The organism is Bacillus sp. 205(2023) (genome assembly GCF_037027485.1).
Taxonomy (GTDB): domain Bacteria; phylum Bacillota; class Bacilli; order Bacillales; family Bacillaceae; genus Bacillus; species Bacillus halotolerans.
Map to the genome: position 1 here is coordinate 90,087 of NZ_JAXCHF010000007.1, position 19,826 is coordinate 109,912.

The window sequence follows — 19,826 nt, forward strand, 5'->3', positions numbered from 1 at the left end:
TATATCACATACCGATTTTCAACTATATAACCTCATTTATGATACTAAATGGATGATTTGATCACTTTGAAACGCATTTTTTACATGTTCATGGCATGTAAAATAGAAAATCTGCCGTTCTCCTCCTGATAAAACAGCAAGCATTTCCAGCACGCGGTTCAGACGTTTCTGATCGAAATGTACAAAGCTGTCGTCGAGCTGGAATGGCAGCATTGCCCCATCCTGACGAGTAACGGCCAGAGCGAAACGAATTGCTGTATACAGCTGTTCACACGTGCCCTGAGACAGCTCTTCCGCCTGAAATACCGTTCCAGCGCTGTTCATAACCATGATGGAATCATCTGTTTCGGAAAAATAAATCGATTGATAGCTGCCGTCAGTCAGCGGGCGGAAGAATTCTCCAGCCGTCTCCAAAAGACGCGGCAGGCCGACTTTTTTATGCCGCTCCATTTTGTTTCTGATCACATGTCTGACCATTTGAATCGATGCCCATTTTTTTGCAGCTTCTTTCACACGCTCTTTTTGCATTTCAGTTTGCAATTTGAGATCTGAGACCAATCCCGAAGCCTCTAACTGTTCCTGTTTGACCAAAAGCAATGCGATTTGAGCGCGCAGCTGTTTCAGCTCCTCATCGAGCCGTTCTTTTTTTTCATGTTCCTGCAGTCGTTTTTGTTCCAATTCAGAAAGAGTGCCGGAGTCCGCCAGATGAAGTTCTGCTGAGCTGACACCTTGAAGCTGTGCATTAATGTTATACAGCCTTATTTCAGTATCCTTCAATTTCTTGCTGATGTCGGCTATGGCGAAAAACTCATTTCTGTTTTTTGCACCCGCCTCAGTGAATAATTGTTCGATCTGCGCTTGGAAATACCGTATTTCTTGCTCCAGCTCCAGCACCTGCTCTTCTTGAAATTGGATATCTGTTTCAATTTCTCTTTTTTGCTTCTCGACCTCTTTTTCGCGTTCCGCATTTTTCCGCAGTGCGTGAAGGACATCAGCCACGGGGGTTTGAGAATCGTTTTTGTCAGGATGCAGCATTCTGACGCGTTCCTCAAATGTCCGCCGATGCTTTTGAAGTCTCCCGGCTTCGATCGTCAGCTCATGTTTTTTCTTCACTTCTTTTTTTACATCCTTCATTACATGGTAAGCATCCAGTAAGAAGGATGGATCTTCCTTAAATCCGAGTTCATTCATGAATTGCTCAGCTTGGCTGAAGGAGGGAGCCATATCGGCCTCCCACTGTTCGAATTGCTGGATGATCCTTTCGTAAGCTGCCTCTTTCTGCTGGAGCTCTGCCCGCAACGATGTGAGGTGCTGTTTATTGCGGTCATCCTCCCATAACGCTTCTCTAATCGCTTCGGCTTCTCGCGAAGAAATATCCATTTCTGGCTCTTCCCTCTCCCTTACTTCTTCAGAAGACAGCGGCTTTCTGCCAGTTGTAAAGACATACAGCATGAGTGCAGCGCCGACGCATATGGCTGGAATCCATTGCCCCAGCAGCAGAAAGAGAACCATGAAGAGAATGCCTGCTGCAATCACGATCTTCTTTTGTTTCGCCTGCTGCCTTTCGAAGAACTTCAGCTGTTCCCTCAGTTTCATCTGCTCTTGATGCTGTCCCTGTGCTTCATCATATGCTTTAAGAGCGGCTTCTTTATCTTTTCTTTGGCTGTCTTCAAGTATAGCGGAAGATACGTCACGAACTGCCCTTTCAGCGTCTTCCAGCTCGCGCCGCGCCGCTTCAAACGCTTCATCAAGCTGTCTTTTTCTGTCTCTTGCCTGCACGTAATGCCGCACCGCCTGCTGGAGCTGCCATTCATAGTCATAAGACGTGTTCATATTCAGCAGTTCATTTTCATCTGTTTTATTCAGCTGCTCCAGCCCGGCCGCTGCCTGTGAAGAGGACTGGCGCAGCTGTGCCTGGATGGCGGCAAGCTGTTCCCCGTAGGATTGGTACATATGATACGCTGATGATAGCTCTAGGATAAGCGCTTCATTCGCCAATATATCCTCATTCGGGTTAAGCTTTTGCAGCTGTTTGTCCAACTCTGCAAGCTTTACCCGAAGCGCCTCCAGCTGTGCGGATTTCGGATGAAGATGGGATTCATACTTTTCTAAACGATGTAACCCGTCAGCAGGGAATTGCCCCGCATGCTCCGGATATTGTTCAATCTCCTGTTCCAGCGCAGTTTTTTCGATTAGCACCGGTTTCAGTTCAATGGCTCTGTCGATGTTTCGAATGTGTTCCGCAGTCTCTTTCAGCTCTGTTTCAGCAGCAGCAAGACGGGACTCGAGCGTTCTTTTCTCCTCAAGAAGCTGATGATAGCCCGCCTCCTCCGCTTCAGCCTGCTTCAGCTTTGCTGCCAGCTGCTTCAGCGTTTCCAGCTCCTGATTCAAATGAGGGTTTCGGCCGTTTGGTTTAAAGAGCCTTTCGCTTTCCTTCATCAGTCTTGAATCAAGCTTTGATACGGCTTCAGCGCCAAACAGGCTGGAAAACAGCAGGAATTCTCCAATCTTGTCCCGACTAAAGGCGTGAATTTCCTGCAACCCGAATACGTCAAACGAATAAATGGCTTTGTACAGCGCCCTGTCCGTACCCTGGAACAGCTGCTTCAGAAAGTCTTCCTGCTTTACTTCTCCGGTTTCTGTGTACACCCTTACCTTCTCAGCGGTTCCTTTCGTCCGTTCAATCTTCATCACGCCGTATTCAGGGTGCTCAGCCTCAAGAACACCGCCATACACACCGCCTGATTTCGGTTCATATTTTTTCGATTTCGGAAAACCAAACAGCATGCTTTCGATAAATGACATCATCGTCGTTTTTCCTGCCTCATTTAATCCGTAGATTAATTGGACAGGCGAGGCGGAAAAGTGAAAGGTTCGATTTGAAAATTTTCCGTATTGGTAGATATGTATTGATATGATTCGCATAGCTTTCACCGCCTCATGACTCAAGCACCTTAAGCTGTCTTTTCAATAAAACCTGAGCCTGCTCTTTTATTTCCTTTATCTCCTCTTGACTAAACCGGTCTGCGTGTCTCCTATATACAGGATGCCTCTCAAGTCCTTCCAGCACGCCTGCAAGATCAGTCTGTTCAATGTCTTCCAATAAACCGCCGAAAAAAGGATCAAGGCTCTTAAGCTCTGCTTCATTTTCCGTCTCATCTTCTAATGAGAGCGGCCATATAAAATTCTCCTCGTCTACCTCTTGCTCCTGAAAGGCTTCAAGGAGCTCATCCAGTGAACCTCTCGGCGCATCCGATAACCATTCTGGCGCGATCCCCTGTAATACGAGCTTCACACAAGCAGGAGTCCCTTTTTTCCGCAGCTTTGAAAACGTGTCCTCGACAATTTGAAAGAGCGCGGTCATATTCTCTATCGCTGACACATCAACTTCTGCTTTCTCCCACAGGACGTCATGCGCTTTCTTAAATTCATAGGAAATATCTCCGCGCTCCACACGGACAAGATAAAAGCCTTTATCTCCTGTTTCCTTCATATGGCGCGCTTGAGGATTTCCCGGATATATCACGGCCGGATTCCCGGCAGAAAGAACCTGGCTTTTGTGAATATGGCCAAGCGCCCAATAATCCATCCCGCTTTTCACAAGATCATCCTGAGTAAACGGACAATATGGATCGTGTCCTTCAGATCCTGATAACGTGCCGTGGAGCATCCCGATATGAAAGGGCGCGTCAGTTGATCTCCGGTAGCGGGCGGCTTGGTTTTCCGTCACGGCTCTGGTCTGATAGCTGAAACCGTAAATGCTTGCTGCGCGCCTGCCATCCTTATAAAACGATTTTTCTTCAGGGACTGGGGATGTAAACATGTGAACATTCGCCGGCCATTCAATCGGCGTCCATTCTCCGCCGAGATGATCATGGTTCCCAAAAATCACATAGACTGAAATCCCGTACTCTCTAAGTCTATCGAACTGTTTTTTCAAAAAGAGCTGCGCCTTTAAACTTCGATTGGCCTCATCAAACAAATCCCCCGCCAGCAAAACGAAATCAACGTTCTCTGTGATTGCAGCGTCTATAATATGTCTCACGCTTGAAAACGTGCTTTCTTTGATCCGGGCAAAAATGGGTTCCGGCAGATGCGATATCCCGTAAAACGGGCTGTCGAGATGAAGATCTGCCGCATGAATAAAGGTTAGATCAGTCAACATTCTGCTCCTTTCCAGGATGAAGTACCCTTATTTTAGCACCGATTTCTTGCGAATGCACGTTCTGTCAAAACGAATACAATCAAAAACAGCCTGAGCATCCCCAGGCTGTTTTCCAATCAGCTTTTTGACAAACGCAGCGCTTGTTTGATTGCTTTAAACGCGCTTGAGTTGCCGTAAATCAAGACGCCGCCTTTATAAATTCTGGCGCCAATGACGGCAAGTATGATAATGGTGAGCAGTGTTATCCCGATGCCGGCAGCCGCCTGCCAAAACGGAATATCAAGCATGCCGACGCGCAAGAACATAATCATCGGCGTAAAGAACGGGATAAACGATGTGACCGTAATAAATCCTGCGTCCGGAGCGTTTAGTCCGAACATGGCAATCATAAAACCGGCAACCACCAAAAGCGTCATCGGTGTGATCGTTTGCTGCACGTCCTCTATTCTGCTGACGACGCTGCCAAGAAACGCGGCCAGTGTCGCATATAAAAAGTAACCGAGCAAAAAGAAAATAACAGCATATATCACGGTAGAAACAGGAACATCGGTCAGGTTAAGAAAACCGCCTACAGATGAAGCCGTTTCACTCGTTTTGTTCAGCTTCAGCGATAGATATCCGGCAGAAATAATGACAGCAAGCTGTGTTATTCCGACGAGCCCGATGCCTAACAGCTTTGCAAACATTTGCTGGATCGGCGGCATGCTTGAGATGAGGATTTCCATGACACGCGAAGATTTTTCGGTCGCAACCTCCATCGCAATCATGCTGGCATACATAATAACGGAGAAATATATGACAAACAGCATAATGTAAACAAGCCCCATCGCCTGCCCCAGTTCTTCCTCAGACTTTGCACCCTCTTTCAGCGCCTCCTGCCCGACAGTGACAGGCGCATAGAGGCTGCTGATGGTTTCCTGCGAAACGCCGAGCTCCTCTGTTCCAACAGCGGTTTTTGTTTGTGTTAACGCCTGCTGCAGTGTTTGGTACGTGCTTTCATCCGAAATCGTTAACGTTTTGTACGTCCCTGAGATCGTCCCTTTGTCATCTCTTTTGATAATGAGCATCCCATCAAGCGTTTCATCTCTGACTTGCTTTATAACCTTTTCCTCTGATTGCTTAGACTGCTTCACATCAAGATCGCTGTCTGTATCGACTGCTTTCAGCTGCTTTGAGAAAATCGGATATAATTCGTTTGTTTCATCAATAACAGCAATTTTCTCTTTTGTATCTTCTCCTTGAAACATAGAAATGATCGATTCTAAATTGGTGACAGCCAATACAAGCAGAACCGTAATGACAGTAGAAATAATAAAAGACTTTGCCATAATCTTATTTTTGTATGTATGAGAAAGCATGATCAAAAATTTATTCATAGACGGCCCCCACCTTTTCTATAAAAATATCATGGAGTGACGGCTCTTCAAGCTCAAACTTTCGAATAAATCCTTTTCCTTGGAGCATGGCGAAGATCTCTTGAGAGATGTCTTCATTGGCAATTTGCAGCTTTACGCCGCCGGCCGTTTCTTTCCATTGCGTAATTCCTTCATGCCCCTGTAAAAAATGCAGATCGTCATCGGAATGAATGGTCACATTCTTTTTGCCGAATGAACGTTTAATTTCCTTCAGTCTGCCTTGCACAACAGGCTTCCCTTTTTGCAAAATACAAAGGTGTTCACACAGCTCCTCGACATGCTCCATCCGATGGCTGGAAAATAAAATCGAGACACCGCTGTTTTTCAAAGAGATAACAGCCTCCTTCAACAGCTCGACATTGACAGGGTCCAGCCCGCTGAATGGCTCATCGAGAATCAGCAGCTCAGGCTTATGCAAAACCGACGAAATAAACTGGATTTTCTGCTGGTTTCCTTTTGAAAGCTCTTCTACTTTTTTATTCTCGTATTCTGTTATATTGAAGCGTTCAAGCCATGTTCCGAGCTCTTTTACGGCTTCGCGTTTCTCCATGCCTTTTAATCTTGCCAGATAGACAAGCTGGTCCTTTACCTTCATTTTCGGATATAGTCCGCGCTCTTCCGGCAAATATCCGATTTTGTTGCTCATACTGTAGTTGACGGGACGGCCTTTCCAGCTGATCGTACCCTCCGTAATGCTTAATAAGCCGAGAATCATGCGAAAGGTCGTCGTTTTTCCCGCTCCGTTTGCGCCTAAGAGGCCAAACATTTGCTGTTCCGGAATTTCCAAATTCAAACCGTCAACCGCTTTATAATCTCCAAATGTCTTCGTTACGTGATCAATCGTCAGCACCGAATCTCCTCCTTCCCTGACCCATTATATACTATATTTGGTTAAAACATAATAAAGGATTTTGGTTTGCTATTTAGAATATAAATGAAGAAAGAACGATAAATCATGAAGTTGGAGGCGAAATATGATGGCGGAGTATTTTCTTACGGCTTTTGATCCTTCGGGAGAAACACTGATAAACGAGCGATTTGAGGCGGAAAACGAAGATGCGGCAAAACAGCAGGGTGAAGCCCTGTTAAAGGAAAAAGAGCTACATAGTCATACCCATCGTTTAGTGAATGCAGCCGGAAAGCTGATTTTGTTTCAGAGATGATCAGCTTCCCGGCTGATCTGTTATGCTTGAAACTTTGGCTCCCGTTTCTCTAAAAATGCACGGATTCCTTCCTGGTGATCTTTAGTCCTCCTCATTCTCTCCTGGGCACTTCGTTCAAGAGCCAGCACCTTCTTCAATTCATCAATATGGAGGCTTTGAAAAATGGCTTTCGTTTCAATCATTGCCAATAGGGGCGAGGCTAAAAGCGTTTCAACATAAGGTCTTGCACCTTCCATAGGATCTCCGTTAAATGTTCCATCCAAGAGACCCATGCCAGCCGCTTCTTCAGCGGATAGCTTTTTCCCGCTCCAAATCAGTTTTTTCGCTTTCGCTTCCCCAATCCTTTTTTTCAGCAAATAATGTCCCCCGCCATCAGGAACAAGGCCGATGCCGATAAAGTTCATTGCAAGAACGGCATTTTTCTCCGCAAGCACAATGTCAGCACAAAGTGCTAAACTCAAGCCCAGCCCCGCGGCAGCACCATGGACAGCGGCAATTGTCACTTTTTTCATTTCGTATAACGTTAAAGTAGTGGCTTGGATCGTATCCATCAGCTGCCTAAATTGATCAGGATCATGCTCAGAGGTCATCATCCGTATATCGCCGCCTGCTGAAAAACCTTTTCCGGTACCTCTCAGGAGGACGATGAGCGCCTCGCTTTCAGAAACCTTTTCACACGCTTCCTTCAGCTCGAAAAGCATTTGCTCATTCAAGGCGTGATGAGCATCAGGACGATTCAGCACAATTTCTGCCACAGGCCCCTTCAGTTCATATTGAATATAATCCATATGAAACACCTCCATGTATACGCTTTCTTTTTTTCTTTCTCATATACATTCCCCGCCGTCCTTAAAGAAACCTTTTTTATTTTTCAAGGTCAATAGATACTGAAAAATGCATATCATTTGAATGGGAACATAAAGTTTTATATAGTGAAATGGAAGGGATATAGAATGAGAAAGGGGGAAGGTAACATGGATAAATTGCTGATCAGCTTTCTATTAAGCTTATTTATGGTGTGCTTTCCCCCTTCTGACGTGGCCCTGCCCTCCCAGTTTGATGCAAGCACTGACAGCTATGTGCCAATGGCCTCATATCCGAAAGAATCACAATCAGCCAAAACGCCTTCACCGGGCAGTCTGCATCTGGCGGAGTTTATGAAAGAGTACAATCCATTGGCGCAGTCTATCAGAACGTTATCTGTCAAACCGCTTGATGATCCTCACATCAACAGGCTGGAAAGGGTTTGTGCCGTCCCTGTCAAATACCAGTCTAATTACCTCCGAATATGAATGTATACCGTTTTGTTTGTACCCTATCTTTTAGCCAACACTACATTCGGAGGGATCTTTCATTGAATATAAAAGAAAACGATCTGCCGGGAATCGGCAAAAAATTCGAAATTGAAACAAGAAACCGCGAAAAAATGACGATTATCATTCATGATGACGGAAGAAGGGAAATCTATCGGTTTGATGACCGGGATCCGGATGAGCTCCTTTCCAATATTTCACTGGATGATTCTGAAGCAAGGCAAATTGCAGCCATTTTGGGCGGCATGGTCTATAAGCCGCAGGCGCTGGAATCCATCGAGATGGCGTTTAGCGACCTCATTATTGAATGGTTTAAGGTGGAAAAAGGCGCGAAGTCAATCGGGCGCACCCTTGGCGAACTTGATGTCCGTCAAAACTATGATGTCACTGTCATCGCCATCATTAAACACAACCAGCAAAAGTTTTTAAATCCAGGCGCTGACTCAGTGATTGAAGAAGATGATACCCTTGTCCTCTCAGGTGAAAGAAAGCATCTGAAGAAGCTGACTCATGATTTTCTTTCTAGAGAGGGCGTGTGATCAGCGGATGGATCATCTTGTTTTTGAAGTCGGAACTGCGCTTGTGCTTGTGGCAATTGCCAGTGTCATCGCAAATAAAATTAAGTTTTCAATTATCCCGTTTCTCATTATTTTAGGGATGCTGCTTGGCCCTCATGCCCCTAAAGTCGGGATCATTGACCTCACGTTTATAGAAAGCAGTGAAATCATTGAGTTTTTCGGACGGATGGGCGTGCTTTTCCTCCTTTTCTATCTCGGACTTGAATTCTCTGTCGGGAAGCTGATCAAGTCTGGAAAATCCATCGCAATTGGCGGATCAATTTATATTTTAATTAACTTCAGTCTCGGACTGCTTTATGGCTTTATCACCGGGTTTTCTTTTCTGGAAGTCCTCGTGCTGGCAGGCGTCATCACCATTTCTTCAAGCGCGATCGTCGCAAAAGTGCTGGTCGATTTAAAAAGAACGGCCAACCCGGAAACCGAGCTGATTCTCGGCATTATTATGTTTGAGGATATTTTCCTTGCTGTGTATTTGTCTGTTGTTTCCGGCCTTGTGCTTGGAGACGCGACATCAGTCGGGAGTGCGCTTTTGTCCATTCTGATCGCATTTGGCTATATGCTGCTGTTTTTTATCGCGGCCAGAAAGCTCCCGCCGCTGTTGAATAAGCTGTTGGACATTCGCTCGAACGAAGTGTTTATTATCGTCATTTTTGCAGCGCTCTTTTTCATCGCCGGATTTTCAGAGACAATTCATGTAGCAGAAGCCATCGGCGCGCTGCTGCTCGGTTTGGTATTTTCGGAAACAGAGCATTCCGATCGGATTGAGCACCTTGTCGTTCCGTTTCGCGACTTTTTCGGCGCGATGTTCTTTTTCAGCTTCGGCCTCAGCATAGACCCTTTTTCACTTGGTGAAGCGGTTTGGCTGGCATTGGGAGCTGTGATCCTGACCATATTCGGAAACTTTATCGCCGGAATGGTGGCTGGACGCCGCGCAGGGCTTTCTCATAAAGCCTCATCCAATATCGGTCTTACGATCGTATCACGGGGAGAGTTTTCGATTATCGTTGCCAACCTCGGCATAGCCGGCGGCCTGTCAGCCACATTAAAGCCGTTCGCCGCATTATATGTCCTCATTCTTGCGATTTTGGGGCCATTATTAACAAAAGAGTCAAAATGGATTTACCGCCAGCTGAACAAGGTGTTTAAATGGAAGCCGGACGTTCAGCCTGTGAAAAAACAGCGGGGATAAAAAAAAGCAGCACTGTGATCAGTGCTGCTTTGTCGTTCTCTCAAAAATCTGCTCTAAATATTTGATCTTTTCGTCCGTGTAGTGCTCAAATCGGTCATTGTATGATTTCGGGTCTTTCGGATTGGCAAAGTGCGTGATTTTCCCTGTATCCGGATCAATAAATTTACTTGCCGCACCGCAGCCGATGCCGATAATCGTCTGCACTTCTTCCATAATCATAATGTTGTAGATGCTTTCCTGGCCCGGAATCGAGTACCCGACGTTTTCCAGATTTCCAAGAATATTTTTCTGGCGGTATAAATAATAAGGCACGTATCCATGCTCTTGCGTCCAAGCTACCGCATCATCCATCATTTGAGAAACCTCTTCTCTCCCGGCAACTTTGTATTTATGTTTGTTTCTTGTCATTTCTGACGCCCGCTTAAAGGAAAGGGTGTGAACAGTCAGCGATTCCGGCATCAATTTCTCGGTTTCTGAAAGGCTGTGTCTGAACTCCTTCACGCCTTCGCCAGGCAAACCGATAATTAAATCCATATTGATATTATTCATGCCGTGCTGGCGTGACAGATGATATTTTTCAATGGTCTCTTCCACCGTATGATGACGGCCGATCGCTTTGAGCGTTTCGTTTTCATAGGATTGCGGGTTAATGCTGATCCGGTCAATATCATATTTGTTCAACACGGCAAGTTTTTCTTCAGTAATCGTGTCGGGGCGGCCGGCTTCCACAGTAATTTCACGAATGTTTTTCACATCCGGGAAGGAGCGGACCATTTCTTCATACAGAAGATCCATCTCTTCCGCTGTAATGCTTGTAGGCGTCCCGCCTCCAAAATATATGGTTGTGACCTTGACGCCATGCTCCTTGAGCCATTCGCCGATTTTCTGCATTTCGTAATGCAGCCCCCATAAAAATGAGCCGACTCTGCCTGCTTGTCCTTGGATGGCGTATGCAGGGAATGTGCAATACGCACATTTGGTCGGGCAGAAAGGAATGCCGATATAAATACTGACTTCGTCCTTTACTTGATACAAATCAGGAACTGCCGCCAGCTGTCTGTCGACAATTTGCTGCATCAATTCGATTTTCTCATCATGAATTAAATAGTCTTTTTTCAATTCTGCATGCGCCTGTTCCTTCGGCATCCCGCTTTGCAGCTTTTTATGAAGCAGCTTCGTCGGGCGGATTCCCGTGAGGATTCCCCACTTTTGCGTCATGCCCGTATGCGCTTGAAGAAGATTTAAGTAAACATAAGAAATTGTGTTTTTTACTTGTTTGAAAGCTTCTTTTTCATTCATATCAGGAGAAAAAGATTTAGTATGGTGTTCCTTAATTCCGGTTCCTTTCACTTCTCCTGAAACCGTCACATGCTCATCTGTTTGCGTGCACGCTAAAGAGATGACAAGATCCGCCGGCTCCTCTCCGCCGTAGACAAGACCGCATTCCTCATAAAACAAATTTGCGATATTTTGCAGTGGCCGATGAAGGCGGTCATCGTGTATGCCTTCTATTTTAATTTGCAACTTCATCACCTAATTTATCAGATTCAAAACTTTCTTTAGTGTACAGAAATAAACAGCTAAAATCAATCCGGCAAAAAAGCCGCCGCACCTGCTTGGGCGCGAGCGGCTTTTTTTATACGCGTTTCATGTGGAACTTATCGAGAAACCCTTTTCGCTGCTGCATACGGAAATATTCCTTCATCATATATGCGACGCCTTGCTCGTCATTTGACCTTGTGACCCAATCGGCTTTTCTCTTAATTTCCGGTGCAGCGTTCCCCATTGCAACCCCAAGTCCGGCAAGCTCAATCATCGGAAGATCGTCTTGCTGATGGCCGATAGCGACTACATCCTCCATCCCCAGCCCCAGTTCCGAAGCGACAAGTGCAAGGCCCGCTTCCTTCGAAACTCCCTTTGGAACAATGTTCATCTTCTCATCGTTTACGCGAATCACGTCAACCGCCGGGAAGGCTTTTGTAATCGTTTCTGTAATGTCTTGCTGAATATCGTGTTCTGTATATACTTCGATGACGGGCGCACTCACCGGTTCATCCATCAGAAGATCGCTTAACGATTCAACAAACTGAACCGGGTAAAAGATGGGATCTGATGGGTGGATCAGCGCTTTCCCAAGCAAATTTGAATTGACCTTTTTCTTGTTTCCTATCGAATATTTCTCGTGAAGAAGCCTGATGTTGCATTGATAGCTCTCAAGCACTTGAACGATATTAAAAGTATGATCGTCAGAAATTCTTTTTTCAAAAAAGGGCGCGTCTATTTTCTCAGCGATATAGGCGCCGCTGTGGGTGATCAGCTTTGCATCAAGCTTCAGCGATTTTGCTATTTTCTGAGCTGAGCGAAAATGGCGGTTGGTGACAAGTGTGACGTAAATCCCTTTTTTCTTAACATATTCAATCGCGTCTTTCGTTGCCTGATGAATTTTCCCGTTCGACCGAAGCAGCGCTCCATCTATGTTTAAGGCAAGCAATTGTTTAGACACAGAGATGTCCCCCTCCTTGATGACTGTACTTGTGTATAGGATATGACCCTGTCTCTGTGTTTAGAACAACCTTTTCTGTACAGCAAAAAAAGCCTGACTCAGCAGACTTTATATACGCAATCATAATAGGATACGATCGAAGCAGCCATTCTCCCTAATATCGTTATTTCGATTTACGAAAAATCATGTATCAGGAACCCCTTATTTGACCAATGATGCGCTCCGAACACTTACTCTCTGTTGCTTATCCCCTCTATATAACGGCATGATATGCGACCGTATCCATTTGAAATAGGTAAGTGTAGGCGCTTTCAATGTTATTATCCCAGTTTTCTCTGCAGATGACAAGGGTTTTTTTAACTAAAAAAAGTAACCAATATCTGTGTAACTAAGGTAGCGTGTAATGTTAATTATTGGATTCCACCACTTGAATAGGAACGTACATTCGTATACAATATAAACATTAAATGAAAAAAGCGGTGGTCCAATGACTGTATTAAAAGAAATTTATAATCAAGAACTGATCTCTCGATTGATAGATACTGTAAAAGAAACCTATCCAGCGTTCAACAAAGACAAATTCGAGGAGCTCTTAATGACGGGAGAATGGCCTGAGCTCGCTTTAAAAGAACGCATGCGCCGCATTACCGTTGCTTTATACGAAACACTGCCGAAGCATTATGGCGAAGCGCTTGCAGTATTATGGGATGCAGCTCCTCATTTTAAGGGACTCAGCGGAATCATATTTCCTGATTATGTGGAGCAGTACGGCTTAGAGCATTGGGATGATTCAATGAAGGCGTTAGAATACTTTACGGCATATTCCACTTCAGAATTTGCTGTGAGGCCTTTTTTGCTTTTAAATCAGGAAAAAATGATTGCACAATTCCTGATATGGTCTAAGCATGAAAATGAGCACGTGAGAAGACTTGCGAGTGAAGGAAGCAGGCCCCGCCTCCCATGGGGAAAATCGATACCCGCATTGAAATCGGACCCCTCCCCCGTGCTGCCGATCCTTGAGCAGCTGATGCAGGACGAGTCTTTGTATGTGAGAAAAAGTGTGGCCAACAGCCTTAATGATATATCAAAAACGCATCCTCACTTGCTGAGAGAAGTCGCAGTACAATGGTATGGAACACACCCTCATACAGACTGGATCATCAAACACGCTTACCGGACCTTGCTAAAAAAAGGCGATAAACAGGCTTTATTGCTTTTTGGCTATCACGATGCTGATTCGATTCAACTGCAAGATTTAACGTGTGAGTCCAGCCGTATTTCTATTGGTGAAACCCTCAAGTTTACTTTTCACATTCATTCAGACAGAGATCAGAAAGTAAGAATTGAGTACGCAATTGATTACGTAAAAGCCAGAGGCCAGCATCATCGAAAAGTATTTAAAATAACAGAAACGAATATAGGAAAAAACGAAACAAAATCATATACCAAAAATCGCTGGATTTTCTAGTTTGCTGAACGAATAAAAAAATCCCTTCTTATCCAGAAGGGATTTTGAATGATTAGCCTTCGACACTGCCGTAAAGCTCTTCTAAAGGCTTCATGATGATTTTGTTTAATTCGCCGATCAGCATACTCATACGCTGCTCCGCTTCCATCAGCTGAGAGATTTTTTCGTGCTGCTGCACAAGCGCAACGGTTTTTTGAGCCTGCTGCACTTCGTCTTCTGTAATTTCTTCTCCAGCCATTTGTTTTTGCTGAAGTCTCAGCTGCACATCACGGAAGTTTTCGAACATTCGTTTCGCAGACTCGTCTGCGTTTACTTCATCGTACAGGTTTTTTAAACGGGTAAACTCTTCGCTCCCGCGCAATGCATTTTCCAGATCATACGCTACATCGTAAAAATTAACAGCCATTGTAAATAGCTCCTTTCATTATTGCCGATTGACATACCACTCCACTATAACAGACTATGGAGCTCCTTTCATTAATCGAAACCCGTTTCTTCTTAAAAAAGGATGACAAACAACGCTTGAATTGCACCTATGATTCCGCCGAGAAGGCCGCCCAAATAGGTTATCATTTTAAATTCTTTTTTCGAAATCGACAGCACCATTTCTTCAAGACGCTGTACCGGGAACTGATCCACCTGCTCCTTTACAATTTCCTCAAGGCGCATTCGTTTTAATACACTTTCAAGATTGGTTGAAATCCCCTCAAGCAATTTGTCTAAAAGCGCCGGCAGGATACGATGGTTCAGATCATTTTCATAGCGGGCTGTAAGCGAGCCAATCGTATTTTCAAAAAACGGAGCAGTTGAAAATGCTTGCAGCACTCTTTGTTTCAGGCTAAAGATTAATACTTTTGCGTTCCATTTTTCGTCCGCTTCATTAAATGTATACTCCTTCAGCTTGCCCCATTCGTTTTTCAGAAGATCAGAAAGCAGCTTATTCGTTTCCTCATTCCGCAAAAACTTCAGAAGCTCCGGCAGCACGCGATCAGCAAGGCTTGAATTGCCGAGAAACATTTGCACCATGCTTCCAAGCATACCGCGTTCTTTTAAGAAATCATCAATCATATTGCCGAGACGGATTTTTCCTTCTTCAGTTTCAAAATAATGAATGCTTCGCGCCAAAATATAGCCTGAAATCATCGGTATCTTCTCTTCAAGCTTTTCCTGCACTTCCAATGGCAGTGCTTCTTTTAACGTTTGTTGCTCATATCGGCGGAAAAGTTCATTCAATTTATCATCCGTCCAGCGGCTGATCCAGGCGTCTGCCGCTTCACCCGGATGCTTTACTCCGGCTTTTTCAAGCGCTTCTTTTACTGTCATTTCAGATAGCGACAGGTTTTGAATCAGCTGTTCACCGACTTGCAGCGCCTGCTTTTTGGCTGAATCTGAAACAAGCCGCTTTTTAATACCCTCAGGCGTTAATAAGTGGTTTACCACCATCAGCCCCATTTGTTTCGCAAGCTCATCACGTCTTCTTGGAATCAATCCCGGAGTAAAAGGGACTCGTTTTCCAAACAAATAATATGCCTTATACGGCCTAAATAGCATTTGAATTGCTAAATGATTGGTCACCGCGCCGATAACTGCGCCGATCACGATCATAAATATAAAGGTTCCTGCAATACCCATTCCTGCTCATCTGCCTCCATCTGTGCTTTTACTTTTTCATAAATAGAATGACCTATTTGTATTATAGAGGTTGGTGTGATCACTTAGCAAACAAGGAGACAAAACATATGGCCATAAAATCAGCTTGTTTAACAGGAATAGGGCAAGATGCTGAATCGTAATCTGTAAAGTAGACTACCGACAGCTGTGTTCCTGATGTTTTTTGAAGCGTAAAGCTGCTGACACCCGCCGGCAGCTTTTTAATAAAAGGGGGAGTCTCACCATGATAACACTCGGTTTTATGTCCTTAACCCGCCAGCACGAGCAGGATTATTCCGCAGAATTGGCTACACGAGCGCCCGAATTCGGCATACGTTTGATCCGTTTTACACCGTTTGACATTTTGCCCGACACCCTGCGTGTAAAAGCGCTGGTATATCATCCAGCGAGCAGCAATTGGAACGAAACAGAACTTGCGATTCCCGATTATATTTATGACCGCTGTTTTTATGGGAAGGATTCACAATCACAAAAAGCAAAGCCGATCGTCGAATGGCTCAAAAAATATCCGAAAACCGAATTTATCGGGCGGGGTCTTCCTGATAAATGGACTGTGTTTCAAGATTTGCAGGAGCATTCTGTGATCAATCCTTACATTCCGGAAACCATGAAAGTGAGCCGATTTGAACAAATCCATTCGTATTTATCGAAAGAAAAAGCCTGTATTTTAAAGCCAGCGTTCGGTGCTGGCGGCAGAGGCGTGATACTTCTGGAGCTTGGCAAGAAAAACATAACCGCCACCTACCATATCGGAAAGGATAAACAGACAAAATCCTTTTCCAACCAAGCTTCATTTAAAACTTGGTGCAAAAAAGTGCTTCAGCACCAATATTTGATGCAGCCTTATTTAAATATCCAAGATAAGGAGCAATACCCTTGTGATATCCGGCTGTTTATGCAAAAAAATGAGGACGGTGAATGGCATACCGTCGGAAAGGCAGTGAGACGCGGATACAAAAACGGGCTGCTGGCCAACTTATCAGGCGGATCGGATACACTTACATTTGATACATGGTTTGAAAATATCCCGAAAAAACAGCAGGTAGTCTTACTGGATGACGTATTCTCAATTACCCAATCGGTTCCGTATTATCTTGATGAGCAATACGGTCCATTATTTGAACTCGGTCTGGATATATGCCTTGCGAAGGACGGGAGGATCTGGATCCTGGATATCAATTCTAAACCAGGCAGAAAATCAATACTTCATGTTTCTCCTGAGAAAAAAGAACATCTATATACTTGCCCTCTTAAGCGGTGCAAATATCTATTTTCGCTGCAAAACCAGAAAGGAGTCCTTCCGCGTGAATCGTAAACGGTTTTTGATCGGCATAGACAAAAACAGTGAAAATACTCTGTTTCTGCCCTCCGCAATGAAGCAAGATGGCCTTTTGTCTGCCTCATTCGGAACGAAGGTTGTCAGATGCCATGTTACTTTCAGACGAAATCTCGAACAGACAGTGCTCCTCTCTGAAAATCTGTTTCACGAACTGCTGATACCGCATCGCAGCCGGGCTGATATTCTCATTCATGATCATTCGGTGCACATTGGTCCGTTAATCGGCATCTTCACCGCGGGGTTTACCGCATCACTTGAGCGCCCTTTTAAGGACCGTTCTCTCTTTTTTTCTAAACTGCTCACTTTGCATGAACAAACAGGAAGCTATTGCTTCGTGTTCGGCGCGCACCAAATCAATTGGCAGGAAGGGACGATTGAAGCGCTTCTATACAGGGAAAATGGCTGGGAGAAACACATTGTCCCGCTGCCGAACGTCGTGTATGACCGTTTGCCGAACAGAAAAATCGAGAACTCAATTGTCTTGCAGAATACAAAAAACCGGCTGATCAATGAATATCAAATCCCATGGTTCAATAAAACATTTTTCAACAAATGGGATGTTCATCAATTGCTGGAAAAAGACCCGAGAACGGCTCCTTACTTACCGAAATCAATCCTTCATCCTACTGTTGAGCGGATTGAAGAGCTGAGTGATTCATTCGGCAAGGTTTATATAAAACCGGCGGACGGAGCACTCGGCACCGGGATTTATCAGCTCGCCAAAACGGAATCCGGTTTGACTGTGAAACATACGAATGATGCCAAATCTTTTTCTTCAATCGACTATCCCGATGCTTCCGCATTTCTGGATGAATTTCAAAAACAGCATGATCCCGCTGTCTTTCTCGTTCAGCAAGGGGTAAATTTGATTGAATTTCAGGGAAAACCAGCCGATTTCCGCGTTCATACGAATAAAAACAGTAAAGGCAAATGGACTGTGACCGCCATCGCAGTAAAAATTTCAGGAGAAAACAGCATTACAACACACCTATCAAATGGCGGAAAAGTGAAAACGCTGGCCGAAGTATACGATGATCCGGCGGAACGAATACATGTCATTAAAAAGCTTTCTGCGGCGGCATTGACTGCCAGCCAAGTGCTCCATGACCATATCGAAGGGTTCATCGGCGAGATCGGTTTTGATTTTGGCATTGACCAAAATGGTAAGGTATGGATGTTTGAAGCGAATTCACGTCCGGGCCGCAGTATTTTTTCTCATCCGAGTCTGCAATCTGTCGATTCTTTGACAAAACGAAGAAGCTTTGAATATGCTTCATATCTTTCGAAGATGGCCATTACCTCCCATGAATCGCTGTGGCCATCCTAATTTGCCCGCTTTATGTAAAAGCGGGCTTGAAGTTTATTCAACGCTGGGACAAGTTCATCATAAAGCCCCTTCAATGATGTTTTGCAACAATGATACAATGAATGTAATTCGTCCGTATCCATGTCAATTGATATCAATTTCAAGGAGCGTGGCCCCTGATGATTTCTCATTTCAGCTGGAAACCTTTGTTTCAAAAACAAAAACTGCCCGGATGGACAATTTCGTTTTACTATAAAGGCATGCATTACGAGGGCATCTATCATAAAAGCGGCGAGATTGAATGGGGAGATTTGTTTCCCGCCCGTGCTGATGAGCCTGCACTCAAAAACGAGATACATGAATTGATGCTTTTTCATATTTACGATTAGCTTAGCCTGAGCGGCTAAGTTTTTTTATGCCTTCTCAAGATTTACCACTAAAATCCCCGCATGAGTTTCAGTCAAATCTAACATAATACGTAGTAACAAGCCGGCAAAGCATTGGGTTACGCCGAGACGGCAGTGACACCCGAGGCGGGTCCACAGACTGGTGCAACTCCAGTTAACCCAACCATATCAAATAAAAAAGGAGATTTTACACATGGCAAACCAAAACTCTTCAAATCAATTACTAGTACCTGGCGCAGCTCAGGCTATCGACCAAATGAAACTTGAAATCGCTTCTGAATTCGGCGTTAACCTTGGAGCGGATACGACTTCCCGCGCTAACGGTTCTGTCGGAGGAGAAATCACAAAACGTTTAGTATCTTTCGCTCAGCAGAACATGGGCGGCCGCGTACAATAACAATTCAATAAATGGCTGACAGAAGGCGCGGTTTCCGCGCCTTCTTTATATTTGTCACCCTTTTTTCCTGCACCACATATCCTAGGAGAAAAGGGAGGGAATCAAGGTGCCTTTCATCGCTATTGTGAATTGGGAGCTGGTGCAGTTCGTAAGTATATCCATGATTAATGAATATGTTTCCCATCGTTCTGTCTTTTTGTACAGGTATTCTTTCCCGCGCTGTTCAAACTGAGTACCTCCTTTTATAATGAGGGGCGAGGAGGTTTTTTCATGAAAATTGCCTTATTTGGCGCAACCGGCCGTGTCGGACAAGCCTTTTTAAGATTGGCAGGCATCAATGAACAACTTGATATTTACGCTCTGATCAGGTCATCGAATGATAAACTTGGCCTGCCGAAAGAACGAATCGTTATCGGGAATGCCCGCTGCCGGGAAGATGTGAAAGAAGTCATGAAGGATGCTGAGATCGTCATCAGCTGTCTCGGTACAGATGGCGACGATACGTTGTCAGCTGCCATGACACATATTCTTGCCATTATGCAGGAACAGCATATCAAACGGCTCATAACGATCGGCACCGCGGGCATTCTTAATTCACGATGTGAACCAGGAAAATACCGATTTGAAACAAATGAATCAAAACGAAAGCTGACCCGCGCTGCCAAGGAGCATGCAAAGGTATATGACATGCTTAGAGATTCGTCCTTAGATTGGACCATGATCTGCCCCACATATCTCCCCGACGGAGAAGCAGCAGGTGAATACCGTGCAGAGCGCAACGTCTTGCCGGCGGAAGGCAAAAAGATCACTGTCGGCGACACTGCGGCTTTTCTGTATCACGAGCTTCTTACAGGAGACTATATCGGCTGCCGGGTAGGACTGGCTTATTAATGCGTAAAAAACCCAAAACAT

General features: G+C 44.7%; 19 protein-coding genes and 1 pseudogene. 11 read left to right on the plus strand and 9 right to left on the minus strand.

Annotation, left to right across the window (positions count from 1 at the left end; genetic code table 11):
• Positions 1-36: 36 nt before the first annotated feature.
• The 4 genes from WA325_RS16495 to WA325_RS16510 all read right to left on the minus strand — a co-directional run bounded on the left by WA325_RS16495 (position 37) and on the right by WA325_RS16510 (position 6,430).
• Entirely contained in the window at positions 37-2,934 is a 2,898-nt protein-coding gene (locus tag WA325_RS16495) for an ATP-binding protein (RefSeq protein WP_336183957.1), read from the minus strand.
• A gap of 4 nt (positions 2,935-2,938) precedes the next feature.
• Positions 2,939-4,165, minus strand: coding sequence for a metallophosphoesterase family protein (locus WA325_RS16500; protein WP_336183958.1), 1,227 nt, complete (start codon positions 4,163-4,165; stop codon positions 2,939-2,941).
• Positions 4,166-4,281: 116 nt separating this feature from the next.
• A complete protein-coding gene (locus WA325_RS16505) occupies positions 4,282-5,541 on the minus strand; it encodes an ABC transporter permease (RefSeq protein WP_336183959.1) in 1,260 nt (419 codons plus the stop codon).
• On the minus strand, positions 5,534-6,430 hold the full coding sequence (locus WA325_RS16510) for an ABC transporter ATP-binding protein (protein WP_044156564.1): 897 nt from the start codon (positions 6,428-6,430) through the stop codon (positions 5,534-5,536). Before WA325_RS16510 ends, WA325_RS16505 begins: the two co-directional genes overlap by 8 nt.
• A gap of 127 nt (positions 6,431-6,557) precedes the next feature.
• Between WA325_RS16510 and WA325_RS16515 the strand changes: the two genes are divergently transcribed.
• Positions 6,558-6,743, plus strand: coding sequence for a YhzD family protein (locus WA325_RS16515; RefSeq protein WP_059336506.1), 186 nt, complete (start codon positions 6,558-6,560; stop codon positions 6,741-6,743).
• A gap of 20 nt (positions 6,744-6,763) precedes the next feature.
• Here WA325_RS16515 and WA325_RS16520 read toward each other — a convergent pair whose 3' ends face one another.
• A complete protein-coding gene (locus WA325_RS16520; RefSeq protein WP_202852702.1) occupies positions 6,764-7,531 on the minus strand; it encodes an enoyl-CoA hydratase in 768 nt (255 codons plus the stop codon).
• 165 nt (positions 7,532-7,696) lie between these two features.
• Here WA325_RS16520 and WA325_RS16525 point away from each other — a divergent pair, with 165 nt between their 5' ends.
• The 3 genes from WA325_RS16525 to khtU all read left to right on the plus strand — a co-directional run bounded on the left by WA325_RS16525 (position 7,697) and on the right by khtU (position 9,823).
• Positions 7,697-8,035 (plus strand): hypothetical protein, encoded by a 339-nt coding sequence (locus WA325_RS16525; RefSeq protein ID WP_105955305.1) that lies wholly within the window; start codon positions 7,697-7,699, stop codon positions 8,033-8,035.
• A 62-nt stretch (positions 8,036-8,097) separates the two neighbouring features.
• Positions 8,098-8,595: a K(+)/H(+) antiporter subunit KhtT gene (gene khtT, locus WA325_RS16530; RefSeq protein ID WP_010333581.1), complete on the plus strand. Its 498-nt coding sequence runs from the start codon at positions 8,098-8,100 to the stop codon at positions 8,593-8,595.
• Positions 8,596-8,602: 7 nt separating this feature from the next.
• Positions 8,603-9,823 carry a K(+)/H(+) antiporter subunit KhtU gene (gene khtU / locus WA325_RS16535; RefSeq protein ID WP_010333580.1) on the plus strand — a complete coding sequence of 407 codons (1,221 nt, stop codon included), beginning with the start codon at positions 8,603-8,605 and terminating at the stop codon, positions 9,821-9,823.
• A gap of 18 nt (positions 9,824-9,841) precedes the next feature.
• On the opposite strand, the gene WA325_RS16540 is transcribed toward khtU, so the two are convergent.
• Complete coding sequence (locus WA325_RS16540) at positions 9,842-11,347, minus strand: coproporphyrinogen III oxidase (RefSeq protein ID WP_105990513.1); 1,506 nt, start codon at positions 11,345-11,347, stop codon at positions 9,842-9,844.
• Positions 11,348-11,459: 112 nt separating this feature from the next.
• On the minus strand, positions 11,460-12,326 hold the full coding sequence (locus WA325_RS16545; protein ID WP_059336402.1) for a Cof-type HAD-IIB family hydrolase: 867 nt from the start codon (positions 12,324-12,326) through the stop codon (positions 11,460-11,462).
• Positions 12,327-12,813: 487 nt separating this feature from the next.
• Here WA325_RS16545 and WA325_RS16550 point away from each other — a divergent pair.
• A pseudogene (locus WA325_RS16550) lies at positions 12,814-13,776 on the plus strand (DNA alkylation repair protein); the annotation flags it as partial.
• A 70-nt stretch (positions 13,777-13,846) separates the two neighbouring features.
• Here WA325_RS16550 and WA325_RS16555 read toward each other — a convergent pair.
• Both WA325_RS16555 and WA325_RS16560 read right to left on the minus strand, forming a co-directional pair.
• On the minus strand, positions 13,847-14,200 hold the full coding sequence (locus tag WA325_RS16555) for a YlbF family regulator (RefSeq protein ID WP_010333576.1): 354 nt from the start codon (positions 14,198-14,200) through the stop codon (positions 13,847-13,849).
• 92 nt (positions 14,201-14,292) lie between these two features.
• Entirely contained in the window at positions 14,293-15,426 is a 1,134-nt protein-coding gene (locus WA325_RS16560) for a DUF445 domain-containing protein (protein WP_336183960.1), read from the minus strand.
• Between the two features lie 262 nt (positions 15,427-15,688).
• On the opposite strand from WA325_RS16560, the gene WA325_RS16565 reads away from it, so the two are divergent.
• The 6 genes from WA325_RS16565 to WA325_RS16590 all read left to right on the plus strand — a co-directional run bounded on the left by WA325_RS16565 (position 15,689) and on the right by WA325_RS16590 (position 19,805).
• Complete coding sequence (locus WA325_RS16565) at positions 15,689-16,780, plus strand: YheC/YheD family endospore coat-associated protein (protein ID WP_105955301.1); 1,092 nt, start codon at positions 15,689-15,691, stop codon at positions 16,778-16,780.
• Positions 16,770-18,131, plus strand: coding sequence for a YheC/YheD family endospore coat-associated protein (locus WA325_RS16570; RefSeq protein WP_069486318.1), 1,362 nt, complete (start codon positions 16,770-16,772; stop codon positions 18,129-18,131). The genes WA325_RS16565 and WA325_RS16570 overlap by 11 nt, the downstream gene beginning before the upstream one ends.
• A gap of 158 nt (positions 18,132-18,289) precedes the next feature.
• A complete protein-coding gene (locus WA325_RS16575; protein ID WP_024120758.1) occupies positions 18,290-18,499 on the plus strand; it encodes a YheE family protein in 210 nt (69 codons plus the stop codon).
• 211 nt (positions 18,500-18,710) lie between these two features.
• Positions 18,711-18,914, plus strand: coding sequence for a beta type acid-soluble spore protein SspB (sspB, locus tag WA325_RS16580; RefSeq protein ID WP_010333571.1), 204 nt, complete (start codon positions 18,711-18,713; stop codon positions 18,912-18,914).
• A gap of 106 nt (positions 18,915-19,020) precedes the next feature.
• Positions 19,021-19,146, plus strand: coding sequence for a hypothetical protein (locus tag WA325_RS16585; protein ID WP_081638264.1), 126 nt, complete (start codon positions 19,021-19,023; stop codon positions 19,144-19,146).
• Positions 19,147-19,184: 38 nt separating this feature from the next.
• Complete coding sequence (locus tag WA325_RS16590) at positions 19,185-19,805, plus strand: NAD(P)-dependent oxidoreductase (protein WP_105955300.1); 621 nt, start codon at positions 19,185-19,187, stop codon at positions 19,803-19,805.
• Positions 19,806-19,826: the final 21 nt, after the last annotated feature.

What these genes read in the sequence shown, in the direction of transcription:
- WA325_RS16590 (WP_105955300.1), top strand. Translation starts at nt 19,185, where the DNA reads ATGAAAATTGCCTTATTTGGCGCAACCGGCCGTGTCGGACAAGCCTTT.
- WA325_RS16515 (WP_059336506.1), top strand. Translation starts at nt 6,558, where the DNA reads ATGGCGGAGTATTTTCTTACGGCTTTTGATCCTTCGGGAGAAACACTG.
- WA325_RS16505 (WP_336183959.1), bottom strand. Translation starts at nt 5,541, where the DNA reads ATGAATAAATTTTTGATCATGCTTTCTCATACATACAAAAATAAGATT.
- WA325_RS16565 (WP_105955301.1), top strand. Translation starts at nt 15,689, where the DNA reads ATGATAACACTCGGTTTTATGTCCTTAACCCGCCAGCACGAGCAGGAT.
- sspB (WP_010333571.1), top strand. Translation starts at nt 18,711, where the DNA reads ATGGCAAACCAAAACTCTTCAAATCAATTACTAGTACCTGGCGCAGCT.
- WA325_RS16500 (WP_336183958.1), bottom strand. Translation starts at nt 4,165, where the DNA reads ATGTTGACTGATCTAACCTTTATTCATGCGGCAGATCTTCATCTCGAC.
- WA325_RS16560 (WP_336183960.1), bottom strand. Translation starts at nt 15,426, where the DNA reads ATGGGTATTGCAGGAACCTTTATATTTATGATCGTGATCGGCGCAGTT.
- WA325_RS16525 (WP_105955305.1), top strand. Translation starts at nt 7,697, where the DNA reads ATGAGAAAGGGGGAAGGTAACATGGATAAATTGCTGATCAGCTTTCTA.
- WA325_RS16575 (WP_024120758.1), top strand. Translation starts at nt 18,290, where the DNA reads ATGATTTCTCATTTCAGCTGGAAACCTTTGTTTCAAAAACAAAAACTG.
- WA325_RS16520 (WP_202852702.1), bottom strand. Translation starts at nt 7,531, where the DNA reads ATGGATTATATTCAATATGAACTGAAGGGGCCTGTGGCAGAAATTGTG.
- khtU (WP_010333580.1), top strand. Translation starts at nt 8,603, where the DNA reads ATGGATCATCTTGTTTTTGAAGTCGGAACTGCGCTTGTGCTTGTGGCA.
- WA325_RS16555 (WP_010333576.1), bottom strand. Translation starts at nt 14,200, where the DNA reads ATGGCTGTTAATTTTTACGATGTAGCGTATGATCTGGAAAATGCATTG.